This is a genomic window from Kerstersia gyiorum, assembly GCF_004216755.1.
Classification (GTDB): domain Bacteria; phylum Pseudomonadota; class Gammaproteobacteria; order Burkholderiales; family Burkholderiaceae_B; genus Kerstersia; species Kerstersia gyiorum.
Map to the genome: position 1 here is coordinate 102,642 of NZ_SGWZ01000002.1, position 18,807 is coordinate 121,448.

The window sequence follows — 18,807 nt, forward strand, 5'->3', positions numbered from 1 at the left end:
TGCGCTTATTTAGGTTGGCACTGGTTGGTGGGAGCGCGGCCCTGGAATCTGGCTTCGGCCCAGTCCGGGAAGCGCTTGGCGGCTTCTGGTACCACGGCGCTGTGGTCGTGGTCGGCGAAGGTCAGGAATTCTGCGGCAGCACCGGCTTCACAGATGGCGTCCCGCTCCCGAAGCGTCAGTTCGATAGGCGTGTCCTTGTCCGCATCTCCCTGGAAGATGATGAAGGGCATGTGGCCGCTGGGTTTGAAGTTATCCACCGCCGACATGGCTTGCCACCATGGTGATCCTTCCACCAGTGCATCGGGTTGATAGGGGGCGCTCACGTTTGCTGCTGCGCTCCAGACATCGAAGCAGCCATCGGCCATGGCAGGAAATTGTTCCAGGCCTTCCGTCGTGAGGAAGTCGCGGTAGCGCAGCTCAGGGAAATATGCCTTGATGCCAGGCAGGGTGGATATGACATACCCGGCCAGCGATGTGTTTTTCATCGAGTTGAGCGTGAGGTCCTTGATTCTTACGCCCGGGGCAATCAGTGCGGCACCCAACCCGGTGAAGTCCGGTACGTACTGCTGGGCGATGGATTCGGCCCACATGGTGGTCTGCCCACCTTGCGACCAGCCATACATGACATAGCGCTTGGATGCCTTGATGTCAGGAATCTGTTGCGCAACCCTCAGCATGTCGAGCGAGGCCCGCGCATTGGGCTGGCCGGCCATGTAATAGGCCGGGCCGGGCAAGCCCTGTCCGGGGTAGTCGCTCATGACCACGATATAGCCCTTGGCCAGCAGTGCCTTGATCGCTGGAATCCGTTCTTCGTCGGTGTCCCGGCGGGATGGCGCGCAGGCATCGGCCACGCCGGTGGTTTCGTGGTTCCACAGGATAACGTCGCGTTCCTGCGCCACGCTTTCCTGGGGAGCATAGATTTCTCCCGACACATAGGCCAGTTTGCCCTGGGCGATTTCCGAGACGTAGATCACGTTCCAACCCTTGGCGCCAGTCGGTGCATCCGTGCGGGCCTGGATGTAAAGGATGTCGCCTGCTTTGGCAGTGGCGGGCGGGCGGCGATAGACATCCCAGAACGCCGATCCCAGCGGGCCGACCTGCAGTTCAGGTGCTGGCGCGGCATGGGCGTCTCCAGAATTGCCGTCGCCACCACATGCGCTCAGGACGACGCTGGATGCCAACGTGGCAATGAGTGCTGCCAGCGTACTCTGGCGATGGTTCGTTTTCATGTATGTTTCTCCTCCAGTATTGGATTTGCATAATATTTATATTTTGTAAGTTATTTTCCAGAAAATCCCTTTTAAGGTCTGGAATTTAATTATTTTATATAAATATAAAATCCGAAAGACATGGTTTCCCCGAGGTCTTGCTCATGATCGCGAGCGGGTGGCCGGGGACGGAGGGGCGTGCGGGCGGGGGCGACGGGGGCGCTTCCGGCCCTAAGCTGTGTCTGCTGGTCACGATGGCGCCGATTTGACACCTGATACCGGGTGAAGTGTTCTACGATTGTCTTGCACCCAACTCTCGCAATCTTCGACAGGAGTTTGTTCATGTCTCGCTTTGATGGAAAAATTGGCATCATCACTGGCGCTGCCAGCGGTATTGGCAAGGAAATCGCAGTGCGTTTCGCGGCGGAGGGTGGTACGTCCGTTATCGCCGACCTGAATTTGCAGGCCGCGCAGGCAACGGCTGAGGAAATTCGCAAGACCGGCGCCGATGCATTTGCCGTCGCGATGAATGTGACGGACGAAGCGCAGGTGGAACAGGGCATTGCAGAAGTGATCGCCAGGTACGGCAAGATTGATGTGCTGGTCAGCAATGCGGGTATCCAGATCGTCAAGCCACTGGTTGATTTTCCTTATGAGGAATGGAAAAAGCTGTTGGCTATCCATCTGGACGGCGCATTCCTGACCACGCGCGCTTGCCTGAAGCATATGTATGCGGCCAACTACGGCCGCGTGGTGTATATGGGGTCGGTGCACTCCAAGGAAGCTTCCAAGCTGAAGGCGCCCTATGTCACGGCCAAACACGGCCTGATCGGTCTGGCCAAGGTGTTGGCCAAAGAGGGTGCAGAACACAATGTGACGGCCAATGTTGTTTGCCCCGGTTTTGTGCGTACGCCGCTGGTCGACAAGCAGATTCCGGAGCAGGCCCAGGAGTTCGGGATCACCGAAGAGCAGGTCGTGAAGACGATCATGCTCAAGGACACTGTCGATGGCGAATTCACGACGACTGCGGATGTCGCCGAGGCCGTGCTGTTTTTTGCCGGTGCCAGCAGCAATGCGCTGACCGGACAGTCGCTGGTCGTCAGCCACGGCTGGTTCATGCAATAGGTATGGCGCAGGTGTGCTGGCCATGTGCGCCGGGTGGCCGGCGCGCACCAGCCGCATGTTGATTCGCACCCTGGCAGCAGTCGCAAGGCCATCAAACCGGGCAAGTCGGGACGGGAAAACGAAGGTTGGCGTTCTTGACTACAATTTCCTTGACGCTTCCGCACGCGGCGGCAGCGGCTGGTCATGTGCACAGGCCAGTTTCATGGTCAATCCGAGCCACTTCCTAGGAGTTTTCGTGCGACGTTCCTATTTCTTTCCCTTGTTCGCCGCTGCCGGCTTGCTGGCAGTTTCTTCTGTGTCGGCGCAGCCGCGTTCCGTGGACGCGCGCGAGTTCGATGTGGCGGGCGTGAAGACGGGCATGGGCCTGGACGCAGTGCGTCAGGTCATGGCCAGGCATTTCAATATTGCCGCCGATGCGGTGAAGTCTGACCCTTATCCGTCGGTGAATCCGGTGACTGGCACCAAGTTGCCATCCTATCTGGTGTATGAAGCCGGCAATGAAAAGCTTCTGGTGCATTTCGAACCCAGGGTGCCCGTCAATGCTGCCGATCCGCTGGCCGTGTCGCAGATCATCTATGAAATTCCCTGGACGCAAAGCAATGAGGCTGCGATGGCGCAGCGTGCGGTGACCCGCTATGGCGAGCCATCCAATGCGCCCAATTCGATGAAGCAGGAATGGTGCGAATCACCCAGCGATAATCCCGGCATGGGATGCTCGATGAGGCAGCAGGCCGTTCTGTCGGTGTCGGGCACCAAGTTGCAATTGCATGATCCGGCCTGGAGCCAGGCGCGCATCGAGTTCCTGCGCAACCAGCAGTCGGCGAGCCCGGGTTTCTGAGGCTGCCTGGCCGCGTTGGCAAAGCCGGGCCGGTACAGGCTTGGCCTGGCCTCGGTCTGCACCCGTTCCGGCCTCGGGCCCACCCCTCCGCCCCCACTCAGGCAGCTCTGGGGCATGCGGTGCGCCAGCCATGCAGCGAGGCTTTATTCGCTGCGTCATCATGAAGCAGGAAAACGGTATGACGCCTTCCAAGCACTGGTCCAGGGTCGAGTATCTGCACGAGAGCGTACGGAACCCGAATATCCACATCCGCGGCACCCATAGCTACTACAGCGACGCCTGGAGCGGTTCTTTCGAGCAAAGCGTGGTGCGCTACCTGTATGGCGACGAATACAGCCTGCAGGCCTGGGACCCGCTTTGGCCCATAGATCAGCTGTATATCGGCGATTATGTCTGTATCGGCGCGCAAGCGGTGATCCTCATGGGGGGCAACCATACCCATCGCATGGATTGGTTCAGCCTGTACCCTTTTGTTGAAACGCTGGAGCAGGCCTATGTGGGCAAGGGCGATACGACCATCGGCGACGACGCCTGGATAGGTATGCGGGCCATGATCATGCCGGGCGTGACGATAGGGGAAGGGGCTGTCGTTGCATCCGGGGCGATCGTGACCAAGGACGTGGCTCCCTATACCGTGGTAGCGGGCAACCCGGCTGTGCCCATCCGGCAGCGCTTTGCGGCGGCAACGGTGGAGTCCGTCCTGGCGCTGGGCATCTATCGCTGGAGCGAGGAAAAGTTCGAGGCGCTGCGTCCCTTGCTGTGCGGCAGCGATTTTGGCGCTTTGCTGGCGGCCGCCGAGCATTTCGATGCAAGCAGGACCTCATCGCGATAGTCGTGGCGCGAGTCCTGCGTAATTTTTTGATGTTGCAGTGCGATAATCACGGGGTCGGGCCCGAGAGCAAACGGGCCATCAATTTCCTACCGGAGAAGCCCTGTGAGCAGTCATACCGCCACGCTGCCTGATGCCGCCGTCGAAACCGCGCCGGTGACGCAGGATGCCTTGCGCATCAATGATGTACGCATCAGCGCCGTGCGCCCCCTGATCTCGCCCGCCCTGCTGGAAGACGAATTGCCCGTGCCGGAATCCGCGCACCATTCTGTGCAGCAGGCGCGGGACGCTATTGCCGATGTTCTGCATGGCCGCGATGACCGTCCTGTGGTAGTGGTCGGGCCATGTTCTATCCATGACCATGGGCAGGCCATGGAGTATGCACACCTGCTCAAGGGGGCTGCGGAGCGCTTTCGCGATGACTTGCTGATCGTTATGCGCGTGTACTTCGAAAAGCCGCGTACGACGGTGGGCTGGAAGGGCTACATCAACGATCCGCGCCTGGATGGGAGCTTCTGCATCAATGAAGGCTTGCGCCGTGCGCGTAAGCTGCTGCTGGAAATCGCGCAGCTGGGCTTGCCAGTCGGCACTGAATTCCTGGACTTGCTTAGTCCGCAGTTCATTGCCGATCTGATTGCCTGGGGTGCGATCGGTGCCCGGACGACCGAAAGTCAGAGCCATCGCCAGCTGGTGTCGGGCCTGAGCTGCCCCATCGGATTCAAGAATGGCACCGATGGTGGCGTGCAGGTGGCGGCGGACGCGATTGTTGCGGCCAGTTCCAGCCATGCGTTCATTGGTATGACCAAGATGGGTGTGGCGGCGATCTTCGAAACCCGCGGCAATGAGGATGCGCATGTCATTCTGCGTGGCGGCAAGCCGGGCCCGAACTACGATGCTGCCAGTATCGAGGCATGTTGCGCAGTGTTGCGCAAGGCCGGCCTGCGTGAGCAGGTCATGGTGGACTGCTCGCACGCGAATTCGAACAAATCACACCAACGCCAGATCGACGTTGCTGCGGATCTCGCGGCGCAGATCGCCGCTGGCGACCAGCGCATTACTGGCATCATGCTGGAAAGCAATCTGGAGGAAGGGCGGCAAGACCTCAAACCTGGCGTCTCGCTGCAGCGCGGCGTTTCCATTACCGATGCCTGCCTGGGCTGGGGGCAGACGGAAGGGGTGCTGGAAACGCTTGCCGCTGCCGTGCGCCAGCGCCGTGGGCAGATTTGATCACTGTTCATACATGGCGGAGGCCGCAGGACGTACTGCCTGTGTGAGTTTGCCGTGATTTAGGATACAATCTCTTTCTTAGTCGGGGCGTAGCGCAGTCTGGTAGCGCATCTGGTTTGGGACCAGAGGGTCGCATGTTCGAATCATGTCGCCCCGACCACAGAATGACAAGCAACGGGGGTGACGGCATAGGCCGTCACCCCCGTTTTGCTTTTTGGCGCCAGCGGTGCGCCATTGATTTCGTCTTCGCAATTAAGTGCGATTCACACGCATTTGATAATTCATCTTTTTTGCAATTCGGTTGATTTAAATCAAATGGCTCCTTGCTTTGTCATGGACTATTTTTATTTCAGCAAATACGACTATTTCGTGGTTTTCCCTGAGAATGATTGTGAATCTCTGATGAAAAACGAGGTTATCATTTCTTGACTGGAATAAAACAACGATTGCCAGGCAAACTACGCGTTTGGCCGGTATCTGCAATAAAGATTTACGTTTTGTCGGTTGGGATAAGTTATAGTGAGAAAGATCTGAAACCCCGAGGGCGAACATGATTTACGAAGTCACCACGATTCATATCCACCCTGGTCAGCAAGCCGATTTCGAAGCGGCAATCAAGCAGGGTGCAGATACCATCATTGCCAAGTCCAAGGGGTTTCTGGGCTATAGCGTCCGCCGAGCAATAGAGTCACCCGAACAATATCAATTGCAGATCAAATGGGAGACGCTGGAAGACCACATGGTGGGTTTCCGGGAATCGCCCGCGTTCCCTGCGTGGCGCGCCATCATCAGCCCCTTCTTCGCCTCAGCGCCGACGACGGTGCATGTCGAGGAAGTCAGCCGGGGCTGACACCGTCAGCAGTCCAGATGACGGCGCCGGGTTCTCGAAGGAACGGCGCCAGAAGACTCAATTCATCGGCCCTCGGGCCGAAGCAGAGTATTAAGCGTAATTGCCGATAGTATTTTTGCGCAGTCTGGTCGGGTTGTTAAGTCTTGTCCGTAATGAACATTATTGCCTGTGTGAATTTCACACGGGGGTTTCTTTGCGTGTGTCTTCGGTGAATGGCTGTGTGTTTCACAGGCGAAATGCAAACAACCAGCAATGCTGAATTGTCGTTCTGTCATGTTGGCACGCCATCATGATGAGGTTTTTTATTGATTGTTTTCCGGTAATGAGGGCGCCCTTGCGTCCATAAGGAACTGCAGGTTTTTCGGCACCCGGTTTTTTGCCTATTCAGAAACGCAGGAGAGTGTAAGAATGTTGACGCAGATTATTATGGCGGCCTTGGGGCCTATTGTTGTCGGGGGGGCCGTCGGTTGGCTTTCCGGTAAGTATGGCTTCATCAAGCGAGATTATTCGCAGGCATTCGCCGATTTTGTCGTCAAAATCGCGCTGCCTATCGCGCTGTTCCTGGCGGCGTTGAGTTCTTCGCCTTCCTCCATCCTCAATGCAGACTTCGCGCTTGCCATGGCGGCCGGTCTGGTGCTGGCTTATGTCGTGGCCTATGTCGTCGGCAAGGTGGTCTACAAGCACAACCGTGCCGATGCAACGATGCAGGCCCTCTCGGCGTCTTTTCCTGACATGGCCTACTGTGGTCCTCCCATCCTGCTGGCAACCGTGGGTTCGTCCGGCTTGATCGCCATGGTGATCGGCAACCTGATCTATACCGTCATCATCCTGCCCATTGCGCTGATGATGATCGGTGGCGGCAACAAGGGCCAAAGCGCCTGGAAGTCGTTTGGCAAGTCCTTGTCGCAGCCGTTGGTGTTCCTGCCCATCCTGGGTGCTGTGCTGGCAATCGCTGGCGTGGAAGTGCCGGATGTCATCAAGAACTCGCTCAACGAACTGGGCAAGACTGCTGGCGGCGTGGCGCTCTTCTTCCTGGGCCTGTTCCTGTCGGGCATCAAGATGAATCTGCGCTCCGAGATTGTGTTCAACGTCATTATCAAAAATATCCTGCAAGGGGCAGTGATCCTGGGCGTCGGCCTGGCGCTGGGCCTGGAAGGCATGTTGCTGAAGTCGGCCTTCATCATCGGCATCCTGCCGACGGCGACGGCGACGCCGGCGCTGGCTGTGGCCAACAACGTCTACAAGGACGAGGCAGCTTCCACCGTGCTGCTCAGCACGCTGGTATCGCTGGTGACGATGACGCTTGGCATCGTGGTGGTGTCCGAGTGGCTGTAAGGCTGGTGTGAACCTGCGCGTCGCAGCGCTGGCCCCGGTGCGGGCGTGCGGCGCGAGGTGTTCCAGGCCGCCTGTCTTGAAATCGGGGCGGGCGGCGGGCAAGGCAGGCGGGCGCTCAGGCGCCTGCAGCCACGTCTGGCAGCCTGGGCTTGCTCTGTTTTTTCCCATGGTTTGCCGTGCAGGGATGGCATGGGAAAGCGTAGACGCACTCGATAGACACTTTGTTGGCAAGGAGAGATTTTCAATGATCCGTTGTGTTCACCTTTTTACTGGCGCTGACGGCCAGTCGTATTTCGAAGAAGGTTTGATTGATCTGCCCAAGGGCGAGCGCGGCGACACCCTTAGCGCCGTGGCCGGGGCAGTCAGTATTTCGTTTCGTGAAACCAGCGAGGGCGGCAGCTTTGATTGGCATGAAGCGCCGGCGCACCAGTTAGTGCTTACGCTGAGTGGCACGCTGGAATTCGAAACGCGCGGCGGAGAACATTTTCAATTGTCCCCGGGCGATGTGCTCTGGGCTGAAGATACGACGGGCGGCGGGCATCGCTGGCGCCTGATCGGGAACGACCCCTGGCGCCGGGCCTATGTGATTCTGGCCCAGGATGCCAAGGTGCTGTTCGCACCGGCCAAGGCCGGCAACTGACGAGGAATGATAGATATGTCGAATAATGTGAACCTGCCGGAAAGTGCCGATATCGTCATGATCGGCGCCGGCATCATGAGCGCCACGCTGTCCACGGTCCTGAAGGAACTCGAGCCTTCGCTGAAAATCGTGATCGTCGAAGCATTGGGCGATTGCGCTCAGGAAAGTTCTGATGGCTGGAACAATGCGGGCACCGGTCACGCAGCCAATTGCGAAATGAACTACACCCCGGCCCGTGCGGACGGCACAGTGGACATTTCCAAGGCGCTGGAAGTCAATACCGAGTTCGACCTGTCGCGCCAGCTGTGGTCCTACCTGGTGAAGAAGGGGGCTATTCCCGACCCGCAGGCTTTCATCCACCCTTGTCCCCACATGAGTTTCGTCTGGGGCAAGGACAACGTGGCCTACCTGCGTGAGCGTTTCAAGGAAATGTCCGCGCACCATTGCTATCACGGCATGGAGTACAGCGAAGATCCCAAGCAGATCGAAGAATGGGCGCCGCTGATCATGGAAGGCCGCACGGGTGACGATCCGGTTGCCGCTACGCGCATTATCACTGGCTCGGACGTGGATTACGGCGCGCTGACGCACCTGTTGATCAAACAGGTCAGTGCCCAGCCCGACGCCTCGGTGCATTACTTCAAGCATGTCGACGACCTGAAGCGCGCAGCCGATGGTAGCTGGCGCGTCGATCTGAAGGACACCAAAACGCACGAGCGCCAGAGCCTGACAGCCAAGTTCGTGTTCATCGGTGCCGGTGGTGGTGCGCTGGAACTGCTGCAGAAGTCCGATATTCCCGAAGGCCACGGCTACGGCGGCTTCCCGGTCAGCGGCATCTGGCTGCGTTGCGATGTCGATAGCATCAGCGAACGCCACCACGCCAAGGTCTATGGCAAGGCGCCGCATGGTTCGCCTCCCATGTCCGTACCCCACCTGGATACGCGCGTGATCGGCGGCAAGAAATCCGTGCTGTTCGGGCCTTATGCGGGTTTCTCGACGCGCTTCCTGAAGCATGGTTCGCTGACCGACCTGTTCCGCTCGGTGCGTCCGGGCAACATCCTGCCCATGCTGGACGTGGCCAAGGACAACTGGCAACTCAGTGAATACCTGATTTCCCAAGTGCTGCAAAGCGCCAAGGATCAGTTCGAGATGCTGCGCCAGTTCTATCCCAATGCCAAGACGCCGGACTGGACGACCGCCGTGGCGGGCCAGCGTGTGCAGATCATCAAGCCGGGCACCGAGAAGGAAGGCGTTCTGGAGTTCGGCACCGAGCTGATCGCTTCCGGCGACAAGTCGCTGGCCGCGCTCTTGGGCGCTTCGCCCGGCGCTTCGACCGCCGCCTTCATTGCGTTGGAAGTGCTGCAGAAGTGCTTTGCCGACAAACTGACTGACGATGGCTGGCTGCCCAGGCTGAAGACCATCATCCCGACCTATGGGGTGGATCTGAAGACGGACGCCGATGCTTGCCGCGAAATCCGCAAGTCGACGGCTGCCACGCTTAATCTGGAATTCATCTGAGGGTTGCCATGAGTATCAAGAATGTTGCTGAGTATGTAGTTGGCACGCTGGCGGAAGGCGGCGTCAAGCGTATCTATGGGATCGTTGGCGATAGCCTGAACGGTCTGACCGAAGCGTTGCGCCAGCAGAAAGATGTCGAGTGGGTCGGTGTGCGCCACGAGGAAGTGGCGGCGTTCGCGGCTTCCGGCGAATCCCAGATCACGGGCGAACTGTCGGTTTGTGCCGGCTCTTGCGGTCCTGGCAACCTGCACCTGATCAACGGCCTGTTCGATGCGCATCGCAGCCGCACGCCGGTGCTGGCCATTGCTGCGCATATCCCGTCAGCCGAAATCGGTAGCGGCTATTTCCAGGAAACGCATCCGCAGGAACTGTTCCGCGAGTGCAGTCACTACTGCGAACTGGTGTCCGACGCCAGCCAGATTCCCTATGTGCTGGACAATGCCATCCGCGCGGCCGTCGGCAAGCGCGGGGTTGCCGTGGTGGTGCTGCCGGGCGACGTAGCGCTGCAGGCCTCGCCGCGCAAGAGCGTGACGTCGCGTCGCGGCCTGCTGCCGCCGCAGCCGAAGGTCACGCCCGCCGATGAGGAAATCACCGCGCTGGCAGACCTGCTCAACGATTCGTCCAAGGTGGCGATTTTCGCGGGCCGTGGCTGCGCGGGTGCGCATGCCCAGCTGCTGCTGCTGGCCGATGCGCTCAAAAGCCCCATCGTGCACGCACTGGGCGGCAAGGAGCACGTTGAGTACGACAATCCCTTCGACGTTGGGATGACGGGTTTCATCGGTTTTTCCTCGGGCTATGCGGCCATGCATCATTGCGACACGCTGCTGATGCTGGGCACGGATTTCCCGTACAAGCAATTCCTGCCTACCGATTGCAAGATCGTCCAGGTGGATATCCGGCCGGAAAGCCTGGGCCGCCGCGCCAAGCTGGATCTGGGGATCGTCGGCGATGTGGCACTGACCATCGACGCGTTGCTGCCCAAGTTGAAGGCGCGTACCGACCGCAAGTTCCTGGACGCCGCGCTGGCGCATTACAAGGATGCGCGCGCCGGCCTGGATGAACTGGCGCAGGGCACCGCCGGCAAGCCGCCCATTCACCCGCAATACCTGGCCAGCCTGCTGAGCCAGCACGCGGATGAAGATGCCGTGTTCACGGCGGACGTCGGCACGGCCACGGTATGGGCGGCACGCTACCTGAAAATGAACGGCAAGCGCCGTCTGATCGGTTCGTTGACGCATGGCTCCATGGCCAATGCGCTGCCGCAGGCCATCGGCATCCAGGCATGCCAGCCGCACCGGCAAGTTGTGACTTTCTCCGGCGACGGCGGTTTTTCCATGCTGATGGGCGACCTCATCACGGTCAAGCACCGCAACCTGCCGGTGAAGATTGTTGTTTTCAATAACGGCGTGCTGGGTTTCGTGGCGCTGGAAATGAAGGCGGCGGGCTTCATCGACACGGAAGTGGATCTCGATAACCCCGATTTCTCTGCCGTGGCGCGTGCCGTGGGCATCCATGCCGTGCGCGTGGAAGATCCGGGCGACCTGGAAGCGGCCGTGAAGGAAGTGCTGGCCCATGACGGCCCGGCGTTGCTGGACGTCGTGACGGCCAAGCAGGAGCTGGTCATGCCGCCCACGATCGGTATCGAACAGGTCAAGGGCTTCAGCCTGTGGGGCTTGCGTGCTGTCATGGATGGCAAGATGAGCAACGTCATTGACCTGGCCAGGACCAATCTGCTGCCCCGGTAATACCGGCAAGCAGAGGTCTTGATCCTAGGCATCCAGGAAGGGCGCGGGCCGGTAATTGGCTCGCGCCTTTTAGGTAAGTACCGGCAACAGCTTCCGGGCCGGGCCGGTCCCGCCTTTTCCGGGATCCTTTATCACAAGGAGTAAACGTGATGGTAGATGATGCAGTGGTCGATTTGTCGCGGCTTCAGTTCGCGGCAACTGCGCTTTATCACTTCCTGTTCGTCCCTCTGACCCTGGGACTGTCCATCCTCATCGCCGTCATGGAGACGGTGTATGTGGCCACGGGCAAGGAAGTCTATCGCCGCATGACCCAGTTCTGGGCCAAGCTTTTCATGATCAATTTTGCGCTGGGCGTGGCGACCGGCCTGACGATGGAGTTCCAGTTCGGTACGAACTGGTCCTTCTATTCCAGTTTCGTGGGCGACGCCTTCGGCGCGCTGCTGGCCGTGGAAGGGCTGATGGCCTTCTTTATGGAGTCCACCTTTATCGGTTTGATGGTCTTCGGCTGGAATAAGCTGAGCCGCGCGCAGCACTTGATCGTGACGTATCTGGTCGCGCTGGGTTCCAACCTGTCGGCGCTGTGGATTCTGGTGGCCAACAGCTTCATGCAAAGCCCGCAAGGCGCCGCTTTCAATCCGGTGACCATGCGTATGGAGCTGGAAAGCTTCTTCCATCTGTTCTTTAACCCCGATGCGCAAGCCAAGTTCGTGCATACGGTGTTGGCGGGCTATGTGACGGCTGCAATCTTCGTCTGTGGTGTCAGTGCCTTCTATATGCTGCGCAACCGGCATATGGACCTGGCCAAGCGTTCCTTCCGCATTGCATCGCTGTTTGGCGTGCTGGGGACGGCGGGCGTGCTCACGCTGGGCGATGCACTGGGTTTCGTGGGCGCCCATGCGCAGCCGACCAAACTGGTGGCCATGGAAGCCCTGTGGGAAACTGAAGAAGCGCCGATGTCTTTCAACGCCATCGCTTTCCCGTCACAGGAAGAACAGCGCAATCTGTGGGCGCTGAAGATTCCGGCCATGCTGTCCATTCTGGTGACGCACTCGCTCGATGGCACCGTACCCGCGGCCGATGTGCTGGAAGAACGGGCCAAGCTCAGGATCCAGGGCGGGATTCCGGCATTGAAGGCGATGGAACGCCTGAGCGCCGATCCGACGGATGCCGAGGCGCTGGCGCAGTTCGAAGCGCACAAGGCCGACCTGGGCTATGGTTTCCTGGTGCAACGCTATGCCCCTGACGGCGATGTGTCGCGTGTCACGCAAGCCGATATCGACAAGGCGGCCAAGGACACGATTCCCGAGGTCTGGCTGATCTTCTGGTCGTTCCGTGTCATGGTGGCGCTGGGGCTGCTGATGCTGGGCTACTTCCTGCTGGCCATCATTCTGACCCTGGCCAACAAGGTGCATCATTACCGTTGGTTCCTGCGTGGCGCGGTCTGGATGATTCCCGTGCCGTTCCTGGCCTGTGAGATGGGCTGGCTGGTTGCAGAAGTGGGCCGCCAGCCCTGGACGGTCTATGAGGTGCTGCCGACCTGGCTGTCGGCATCCACGCACAGCCTGACCTACATGATCGTCTCCCTGGTGGGCTTTGTCGTGATCTATACGATCTTCGCGGTGATCGAGATCTTCCTCATGCTGAGGTCCATCCGCAAGGGGCCTGACGACCCCGAGCCCGAGACGTCCACCCAGTCCATCGCACCGGCGCCAGCCGTTGCGTCCTGAGATCAAGGAGATCCGTCATGGAGATTTATCTCGTACTGAAAGTACTCTGGTGGGTACTGCTGGGCGTGCTGCTGATCGGGCTGGCCGTCATGGTCGGCATGGACATGGGCGTCGGCACGCTGCTGCGCTTCGTGGGCCGTACCGATGCCGAACGCCGGGTGGCGCTCAACATCATCGGCCCGCACTGGGACGGCAACCAGGTCTGGTTCATTCTGGGCGGCGGCGCCATCTTTGCCGCCTGGCCGCTGGTCTATGCCACTGCCTTCTCCGGCTTCTATATTGTGATGCTGGTGCTGCTGTGGAGCATGATCGTGCGTCCGCTGGGTTTCGAGTACCGCAGCAAGATGCCGTCCGAACGTTGGCGCAACGCCTGGGACTGGAGCCTGTTCGTGTCCGGTTTCGTGCCCATGCTGATTTTCGGCGCAGCTATCGGCAACGTGTTGCAGGGCGTCCCGTTCCATTTCGATTGGCGCCTGACGTCCTATTACACCGGTAGTTTCCTGGAGTTGCTCAATCCGTTCGCCATCCTTTGCGGCCTGGTATCGGTGTCCATGTCCATCTACATGGGCGGCGCCATGCTGATGAGCGGCAGCGCGGGTGAAGTTGCGGTGCGTGCACGCCGTGCCTCGCTGTGGGGCGGCGTGGTCGCGCTGGTGCTGTTCACCATCGGTGGTTTCTGGGTTTCGGGCATGGATGGTTTCCGCATCGTGCAGAGCCCGGATTTTGCGGCGGCGCAGACGCCTTTGCACCAGACGGTGGAACGCGTGCCTGGCGGCCTGCTGGCCAACTTCAGCCAGTACCCCGTGCTGTGGCTCCTGCCGGCGCTGACCTATATCGGCGTCATACTGGGCCTGCTGGCATTGCGCGCGCGCCGTGACCTGCTGGGCTGGTGGCTGGGGGCCTTGGCCTGGGTTGGCGTGCTGGGCACGGCTGGCGCAGCCATGTTCCCGTTCATGATGCCGTCGTCCACCCATCCCTCGCATAGCCTGACGGTCTGGAACTCCGGTGCCAGCGCTGTGACGCAAGGCTGGATGCTGGGCTTTACCGTGATCTTCATGCCGCTCATCATCTGCTATACGAGCTGGGCGTTCTGGGTGATGCGTGGCAAGGTCGATGCCAAGCAGGTTGAAAACTCTCACCACGCTTTGTAAGGAGGCGGACATGTCGGTACTTGCACGTTTCATCGTGGCCGGAGTTCTCGCAGTGATCGTCATCCTTCTGGCGATCGTGCTGGGCGACTACGGGCCATGGTATTTTTCCTGGCTTCTGGGCACAGGGTTCATGATCCTGGTGGCAGCTCTGGGCGGTGTTCTGTTCGAAGCGCAGGAAGAAGCCGCCGAGAGCGGCGCGTCGGGCAAAGCCAAGGTAGCCAAGGAAACTTCGGGCTATTGAGGTGGTTGGCGCTGGCCAGTCAGGCCAGCGCCCCGAGGCCTAACTGCCAAGGCGTGTTCAATGGTGCGGGGGCCATAAAGCAGGCCTTATGAAGTCGGTTCCATGGGGGCGCTTTCATGAGGCGGCCTTCATCAGACAGACTCAATCAGGCTTGCCACACAGGCAGCAGGTAAAAAAGAAGGCGGTCCGGGCAATAAAAGCCGGATCGCCTTTTTGTTCTATTCTTGCCGCTTGCCGCTTGCCGCTTGCCGCTTGGGGCCGTAAGCCTGGGGGGGGGGGAGCCAAAGCGTGTGCCTTGGGCTACGCCATGCCTGGTCGGAAAGTGTTCAGGCAACGTTGCTGCGGATGGGCAGTACCCAGCGCGTCAGCCAGGCCAGGACGACACCGGCAGCAGCGCCTATCGTATCGGCGATCAGGTCGGCCCATTCCCCGGCGCGTCCGAAGCTGGGCTGCACCAGTTCGATCAGGCCGCCGTACGCGACCGCACCGATGAAAGCGCGCAGCGCCCAGGCAGGGCGCGCCACGACCACAGGAAAGACCAGGGCAGCGAAGGCAAGGGCATGATGCAATTTGTCGCCGCCAGCCACGCGCGGCAGGGAACCAGGGGAGGCCAGCGTCAGGAAGCTGATGATGACCAGTAAGGCCAGGGTGGCGGCCAGCGCAAGTCTGTCGAGCGTTGATTGAGCCATGAAAAAGGAAGTCAGTAGCGGAAGCAGGAAACGGTCATGGGCAAGCCGGGCAGCCTGGGCGCATCGCGTCAGGGACGGGCAAAGGGCCAGGCTGTCGGCAGGCGGGCCAGCGCAGAACGGCTGGCCTGTGCCGGATCGTAGCATGAGGCCCGTCCGGGCCAGGGGCAGGATGGAATCTGGTTACAAGCAGGTGGCCGCAGGGCGCTTGCGCTAGAATGCGGGTTCTGCGGCTTGGGCTCTCGCCCTCTGTCGCGCTGTTCCTGTTTCGCGCCGCGCCGGACCATTTTCCGGTGGCGGGCTAGGAGTCTCCATCATGTTGCGCGCCCTTTGGCTGGCTGCGTACGTTTGCGCCATTTTGCTGGCCAACGTATTTCTGGATAGCTTCATCGAGCTGCCCTGGTTCGGCCTGTTCAGTATCGGTTCCATTTTTTTCGCTGCAGTCTTCACCTTGCGCGACCGTCTGCATGGCTATGGCTTGCCGACGGTTTACGCGGCCATTGCCATGGCCTTGCTGGTCACGACCGTGTATGGACAGTTCATCGCCCATCTGGCCCCGCGCTTTCTGTTGGCATCCTTTGCCGCCGTGCTGGCTGGGGAGCTGGCGGATACTGCCATGTTCCAGCGCCTGCGTCATCGGCGCTGGCATGCCCGTGTTTTGGCAAGCAATGCCGTCAGCGTGCCGCTGGACAGTACGGCCTTCACGTTGCTGGCGTTTGCCGGTGCCATGAGCGCCTACGATATGGCGCAGATCATCTATGCGGATGTCATCGGCAAGTTCCTGATTGCCACAGCACTGGCCTGGCTGCCTTTCATACAGATAGGGCGGCGCCGCAGCGTGCCTGCAGCCCTGCCTGCTTGCCCAGGAGATGTGTCATGAGCAATCAAGCCGATGTGCCGTCTGACCATACCCTGGTTCCGTCTTCGCCTGGGGATTACCGGACACCGGATACCGGCGCCGTGTTGAAGACTATCGTCAATCCTGCGCCCATGCTGCGCACCTGGCAGGAGCATGAACTGGTGCTGCCTGAACTGTGCCCGGCTTCGCACAATCCGGGCGCTGGTTCATGCCTGCGTATCCGCTATCGCAGCCGGACACGCTTTCTGGAGGTGTTCTCGCTGGGCGCATATATCCGCGCATTCATCGGGCACCGGTTGGTTCGTGATGTGGAAATGCTGACGCAGGTGGTCGCGCGCGATTGTGCGCACGTGCTCGGTCACCAGGTAGAAGTCGAAGGCTGCTTTGTGCTGCCGGCCCTGGGCCAGACCGTGCGCACGCGGGTGCAGGCCGGACGCTTGCCGCGCACTGGAAAACGGCCGGCCTAGCGGGCGAAGCCCGGCCGCAAGGTTGCGCGCGGATGGCGCTCCAGGTAGCGGTAGATCGTGCTGCGATGGATGCCCAGGCGGCGCGCCGCCTGGGTGACGTTGCCGCTGCAGGCTGCCAGGGCCTGCTCGATCATGGTAATGGTGGCCTGGCGCAGGCCGCTGGCGCCGGTGGCCTGCACGTGGGATGCTGCCGCCGTGGCAGGGACGTCGACTTTGTCGGTCGTGGCTGGACCGCCGACCGGGCTGGGATTGAAGCCGGCGGCGGCATGTGGGGGAGCGCTTGGCGTTGCACCAGGGCCTGTCGTAGCGGGGCTGGCAGGCAGGACCGTGCTTTGCAGGAACGCAGAAACATCTTCGGCCCGGATGACGCTGCCCGGCGCACTCATCACGCTCAGGGTACGCAGGAAGGCATGCAGTTCGCGGTAGTTGCCGGGCCAGGCATGGGCGCTCAGGCGGTCCAGGGCGCTGTCATCCAGGGTCAGGGGCATGGCGTCGCCCGCTGTGGCGCGCAGCGCGCTGCACAGGTAGCTGCGCAAGTCCGGGCGTTCCCGCAATGGCGGCAGGTTCACGCGCAGATCGTGCAGGCGGTAGAAAAGGTCGTTGCGGAACTGTTCGGATTGCACCAGTGTGCCGATGTCGCGATGGGTCGCGCTGATCAGACCGAATTCCACCGGCACCAGCCGGTCCGATCCCAGAGGCTGCACGGCGCGTTCCTGCAGGGCGCGTAACAGGCGGGTTTGCAGGCTCAGCGGCATGTCGCCGATTTCATCCAGGAACAAGACACCGCCATCCGCTTCCCGTAGCCGGCCCCGGGCGCCGTTGCGGCGTGCACCAGTAAAGGCCCCGGCTTCGTAGCCGAACAGTTCGGCCTCGATCAGCGATTCAGGCAGGGCGCCGCAGTTCACGGCGACGAACGGGCCGTCGCGCCAGCGGCTCGCGGCATGCAGGCGGCGAGCATAAATTTCCTTGCCCGCACCTGTTTCCCCGTGCAGGAATACACCCAGGCCACCGTCAAAGGCGCGGCGCACTGCATCGAAACGTGACACCAATTGCGGGTCCAGCGCCAGGTCGGCAGACAGGGCCGGATGGCGGCGCGGTGTGACGGCTCGTTCTTCCTTGGCGGCGGGCGCCGCCGGTGTCGGCATTTGCTCCCGCTCGGCAGATGTGCTTTCCGTGCTGGATAAGGCCGCGTCCTGGCCGTATGTCGTTCGCGCCTCCGTGGGGGCGGGCTTGTACTGGCTGCTGTCGCTGCGGCTGCCGGCATTGTGGGCAGCGTTGCCAGCAGCCGGTAAGGTGCTGGCCACCCGTTTGCCGGTGCGAAACAGGCAGGCGTAGAAGCGTTCCCCCAGCGGCGAGCGCAATTCTGCGGCATCCTGCCCCAACTGGCGCCAGTCTCCGACCCACTGTTGCGCCGGTTGGTCGAGCAGGTCCTGCCAGGATGCCCGCAGCAGTGTCAGGGCCAGGTCATTGGCGCCGACGATATGGCCGTCGTCCAGCAGCAGCATGGCGCGTTCGGTGGATTCAAGCAGCGAAGGCTGGCGCTGGAATACCAGCAACTCGCGGCCGGCCAGGCTTTGCTGCATCATGCGGTTGGTGATGAGACGCGAGCACAGCGAGGCCAGCCCCAGTGCGTAGTCATGCAATTGCGATGCGGCGCCGGAAATGTCCAGCACTCCCATGCGGTCACCGCGCGGGGACCACACCGGGGCGCCGTGGCAGCTCAGGATGCGGTTGCAGTGCAGATAGTGTTCGGCGCCATGGACGCGTACCGGCGTGTTTTCCAGCAAGGCCGTTCCGATGGCATTGGTGCCTCGGTGCTGCTCGGCCCAGCTGACGCCGGGTTGCAGGGCCACGCTTTCGGCCTGTTGCAGGAAACTGGCGTTGCCTGCCGTCTGGAGGATGACGCCGGTGGCATCGGCCAGCAGCACAATGCCGGCATGGCGGCCCACCATGTTGGAGAGCGTGTCGATTTCGGGTTGGGCTGCCTGCAGCAGACTGGCATGCTGGGCCAGGCGCACGTTCAGCTCGCCGCGCACCAGCATCACGGGATCCGGCTGCATATCGGATTCCCGCGCCATGCAGCGCTGCCAGGAACGCAGCACCGGCGCCGACGATGGCTCGGCTTGTGGTGCAGTGGCGAAATGGAACGTCATCTCTACAGCCTCCCCTGAAACAGTGTCGCATTCTGCGACAGTTGTTGTCGCGGAATGTGTTGCAGTGTCGCGGATTGCGGCGTTGCAGCCTGCCTGGGCTGCGGAACGTCATAAGCAAATTATGCCTTAAACCTGCGCATACGCTAGGGCGGAAAACGAGAAGCGTTTTCTGGCACGCTAATTGCTCATGTCTGTACAAGGGCGGCGC

The 18,807-nt window shown here is 60.8% G+C and carries 17 protein-coding genes and 1 tRNA gene; 15 read left to right on the forward strand and 3 right to left on the reverse strand.

Annotated features, from left to right (window positions below; all coding sequences use genetic code 11):
* Positions 1-5: 5 nt before the first annotated feature.
* The gene (locus EV679_RS06815) at positions 6-1,229 is read right to left on the reverse strand and encodes an alpha/beta fold hydrolase (protein WP_127773536.1); all 1,224 of its coding nucleotides are present in this window, start codon (positions 1,227-1,229) and stop codon (positions 6-8) included.
* 321 nt (positions 1,230-1,550) lie between these two features.
* On the opposite strand from EV679_RS06815, the gene EV679_RS06820 reads away from it, so the two are divergent.
* From EV679_RS06820 to EV679_RS06880, 13 genes are all read left to right on the forward strand, one after another.
* Entirely contained in the window at positions 1,551-2,333 is a 783-nt protein-coding gene (locus EV679_RS06820; RefSeq protein WP_127773537.1) for a 3-hydroxybutyrate dehydrogenase, read from the forward strand.
* Between the two features lie 235 nt (positions 2,334-2,568).
* Entirely contained in the window at positions 2,569-3,171 is a 603-nt protein-coding gene (locus EV679_RS06825; RefSeq protein ID WP_130486824.1) for a hypothetical protein, read from the forward strand.
* A 178-nt stretch (positions 3,172-3,349) separates the two neighbouring features.
* Positions 3,350-4,003, forward strand: coding sequence for a CatB-related O-acetyltransferase (locus EV679_RS06830; protein ID WP_130486825.1), 654 nt, complete (start codon positions 3,350-3,352; stop codon positions 4,001-4,003).
* A gap of 102 nt (positions 4,004-4,105) precedes the next feature.
* Complete coding sequence (locus tag EV679_RS06835) at positions 4,106-5,227, forward strand: 3-deoxy-7-phosphoheptulonate synthase (RefSeq protein WP_127773539.1); 1,122 nt, start codon at positions 4,106-4,108, stop codon at positions 5,225-5,227.
* Between the two features lie 83 nt (positions 5,228-5,310).
* Positions 5,311-5,387 (forward strand) — tRNA-Pro (locus EV679_RS06840).
* Positions 5,388-5,777: 390 nt separating this feature from the next.
* Positions 5,778-6,077, forward strand: a complete 300-nt coding sequence (locus EV679_RS06845) for an antibiotic biosynthesis monooxygenase family protein (protein WP_068368956.1) — start codon at positions 5,778-5,780, stop codon at positions 6,075-6,077.
* A 408-nt stretch (positions 6,078-6,485) separates the two neighbouring features.
* Positions 6,486-7,412 carry an AEC family transporter gene (locus EV679_RS06850; RefSeq protein ID WP_068368953.1) on the forward strand — a complete coding sequence of 309 codons (927 nt, stop codon included), beginning with the start codon at positions 6,486-6,488 and terminating at the stop codon, positions 7,410-7,412.
* A 244-nt stretch (positions 7,413-7,656) separates the two neighbouring features.
* Positions 7,657-8,052 carry a cupin domain-containing protein gene (locus EV679_RS06855; RefSeq protein WP_130486826.1) on the forward strand — a complete coding sequence of 132 codons (396 nt, stop codon included), beginning with the start codon at positions 7,657-7,659 and terminating at the stop codon, positions 8,050-8,052.
* Positions 8,053-8,067: 15 nt separating this feature from the next.
* Positions 8,068-9,570, forward strand: coding sequence for a malate dehydrogenase (quinone) (gene mqo / locus EV679_RS06860; protein WP_130486827.1), 1,503 nt, complete (start codon positions 8,068-8,070; stop codon positions 9,568-9,570).
* Between the two features lie 8 nt (positions 9,571-9,578).
* Entirely contained in the window at positions 9,579-11,315 is a 1,737-nt protein-coding gene (poxB, locus tag EV679_RS06865; RefSeq protein ID WP_130486828.1) for a ubiquinone-dependent pyruvate dehydrogenase, read from the forward strand.
* 149 nt (positions 11,316-11,464) lie between these two features.
* On the forward strand, positions 11,465-13,042 hold the full coding sequence (locus EV679_RS06870) for a cytochrome ubiquinol oxidase subunit I (protein ID WP_130487088.1): 1,578 nt from the start codon (positions 11,465-11,467) through the stop codon (positions 13,040-13,042).
* Between the two features lie 17 nt (positions 13,043-13,059).
* Positions 13,060-14,193 carry a cytochrome d ubiquinol oxidase subunit II gene (cydB, locus tag EV679_RS06875; RefSeq protein ID WP_130486829.1) on the forward strand — a complete coding sequence of 378 codons (1,134 nt, stop codon included), beginning with the start codon at positions 13,060-13,062 and terminating at the stop codon, positions 14,191-14,193.
* A 10-nt stretch (positions 14,194-14,203) separates the two neighbouring features.
* A complete protein-coding gene (locus EV679_RS06880) occupies positions 14,204-14,434 on the forward strand; it encodes a hypothetical protein (RefSeq protein WP_068368941.1) in 231 nt (76 codons plus the stop codon).
* Positions 14,435-14,760: 326 nt separating this feature from the next.
* Here EV679_RS06880 and EV679_RS06885 read toward each other — a convergent pair whose 3' ends face one another.
* Positions 14,761-15,123: a VanZ family protein gene (locus EV679_RS06885; protein WP_165389983.1), complete on the reverse strand. Its 363-nt coding sequence runs from the start codon at positions 15,121-15,123 to the stop codon at positions 14,761-14,763.
* A gap of 313 nt (positions 15,124-15,436) precedes the next feature.
* Between EV679_RS06885 and EV679_RS06890 the strand changes: the two genes are divergently transcribed.
* Both EV679_RS06890 and EV679_RS06895 read left to right on the forward strand, forming a co-directional pair.
* Positions 15,437-16,000, forward strand: a complete 564-nt coding sequence (locus tag EV679_RS06890) for a VUT family protein (RefSeq protein WP_130486831.1) — start codon at positions 15,437-15,439, stop codon at positions 15,998-16,000.
* Positions 15,997-16,446 carry a hypothetical protein gene (locus EV679_RS06895; RefSeq protein ID WP_130486832.1) on the forward strand — a complete coding sequence of 150 codons (450 nt, stop codon included), beginning with the start codon at positions 15,997-15,999 and terminating at the stop codon, positions 16,444-16,446. Before EV679_RS06890 ends, EV679_RS06895 begins: the two co-directional genes overlap by 4 nt.
* On the opposite strand, the gene EV679_RS06900 is transcribed toward EV679_RS06895, so the two are convergent.
* Positions 16,443-18,599: a sigma-54-dependent Fis family transcriptional regulator gene (locus tag EV679_RS06900; RefSeq protein WP_068368932.1), complete on the reverse strand. Its 2,157-nt coding sequence runs from the start codon at positions 18,597-18,599 to the stop codon at positions 16,443-16,445. The two genes, EV679_RS06895 and EV679_RS06900, sit on opposite strands and share 4 nt — an antisense overlap.
* Between the last annotated feature and the right edge of the window lie 208 nt (positions 18,600-18,807).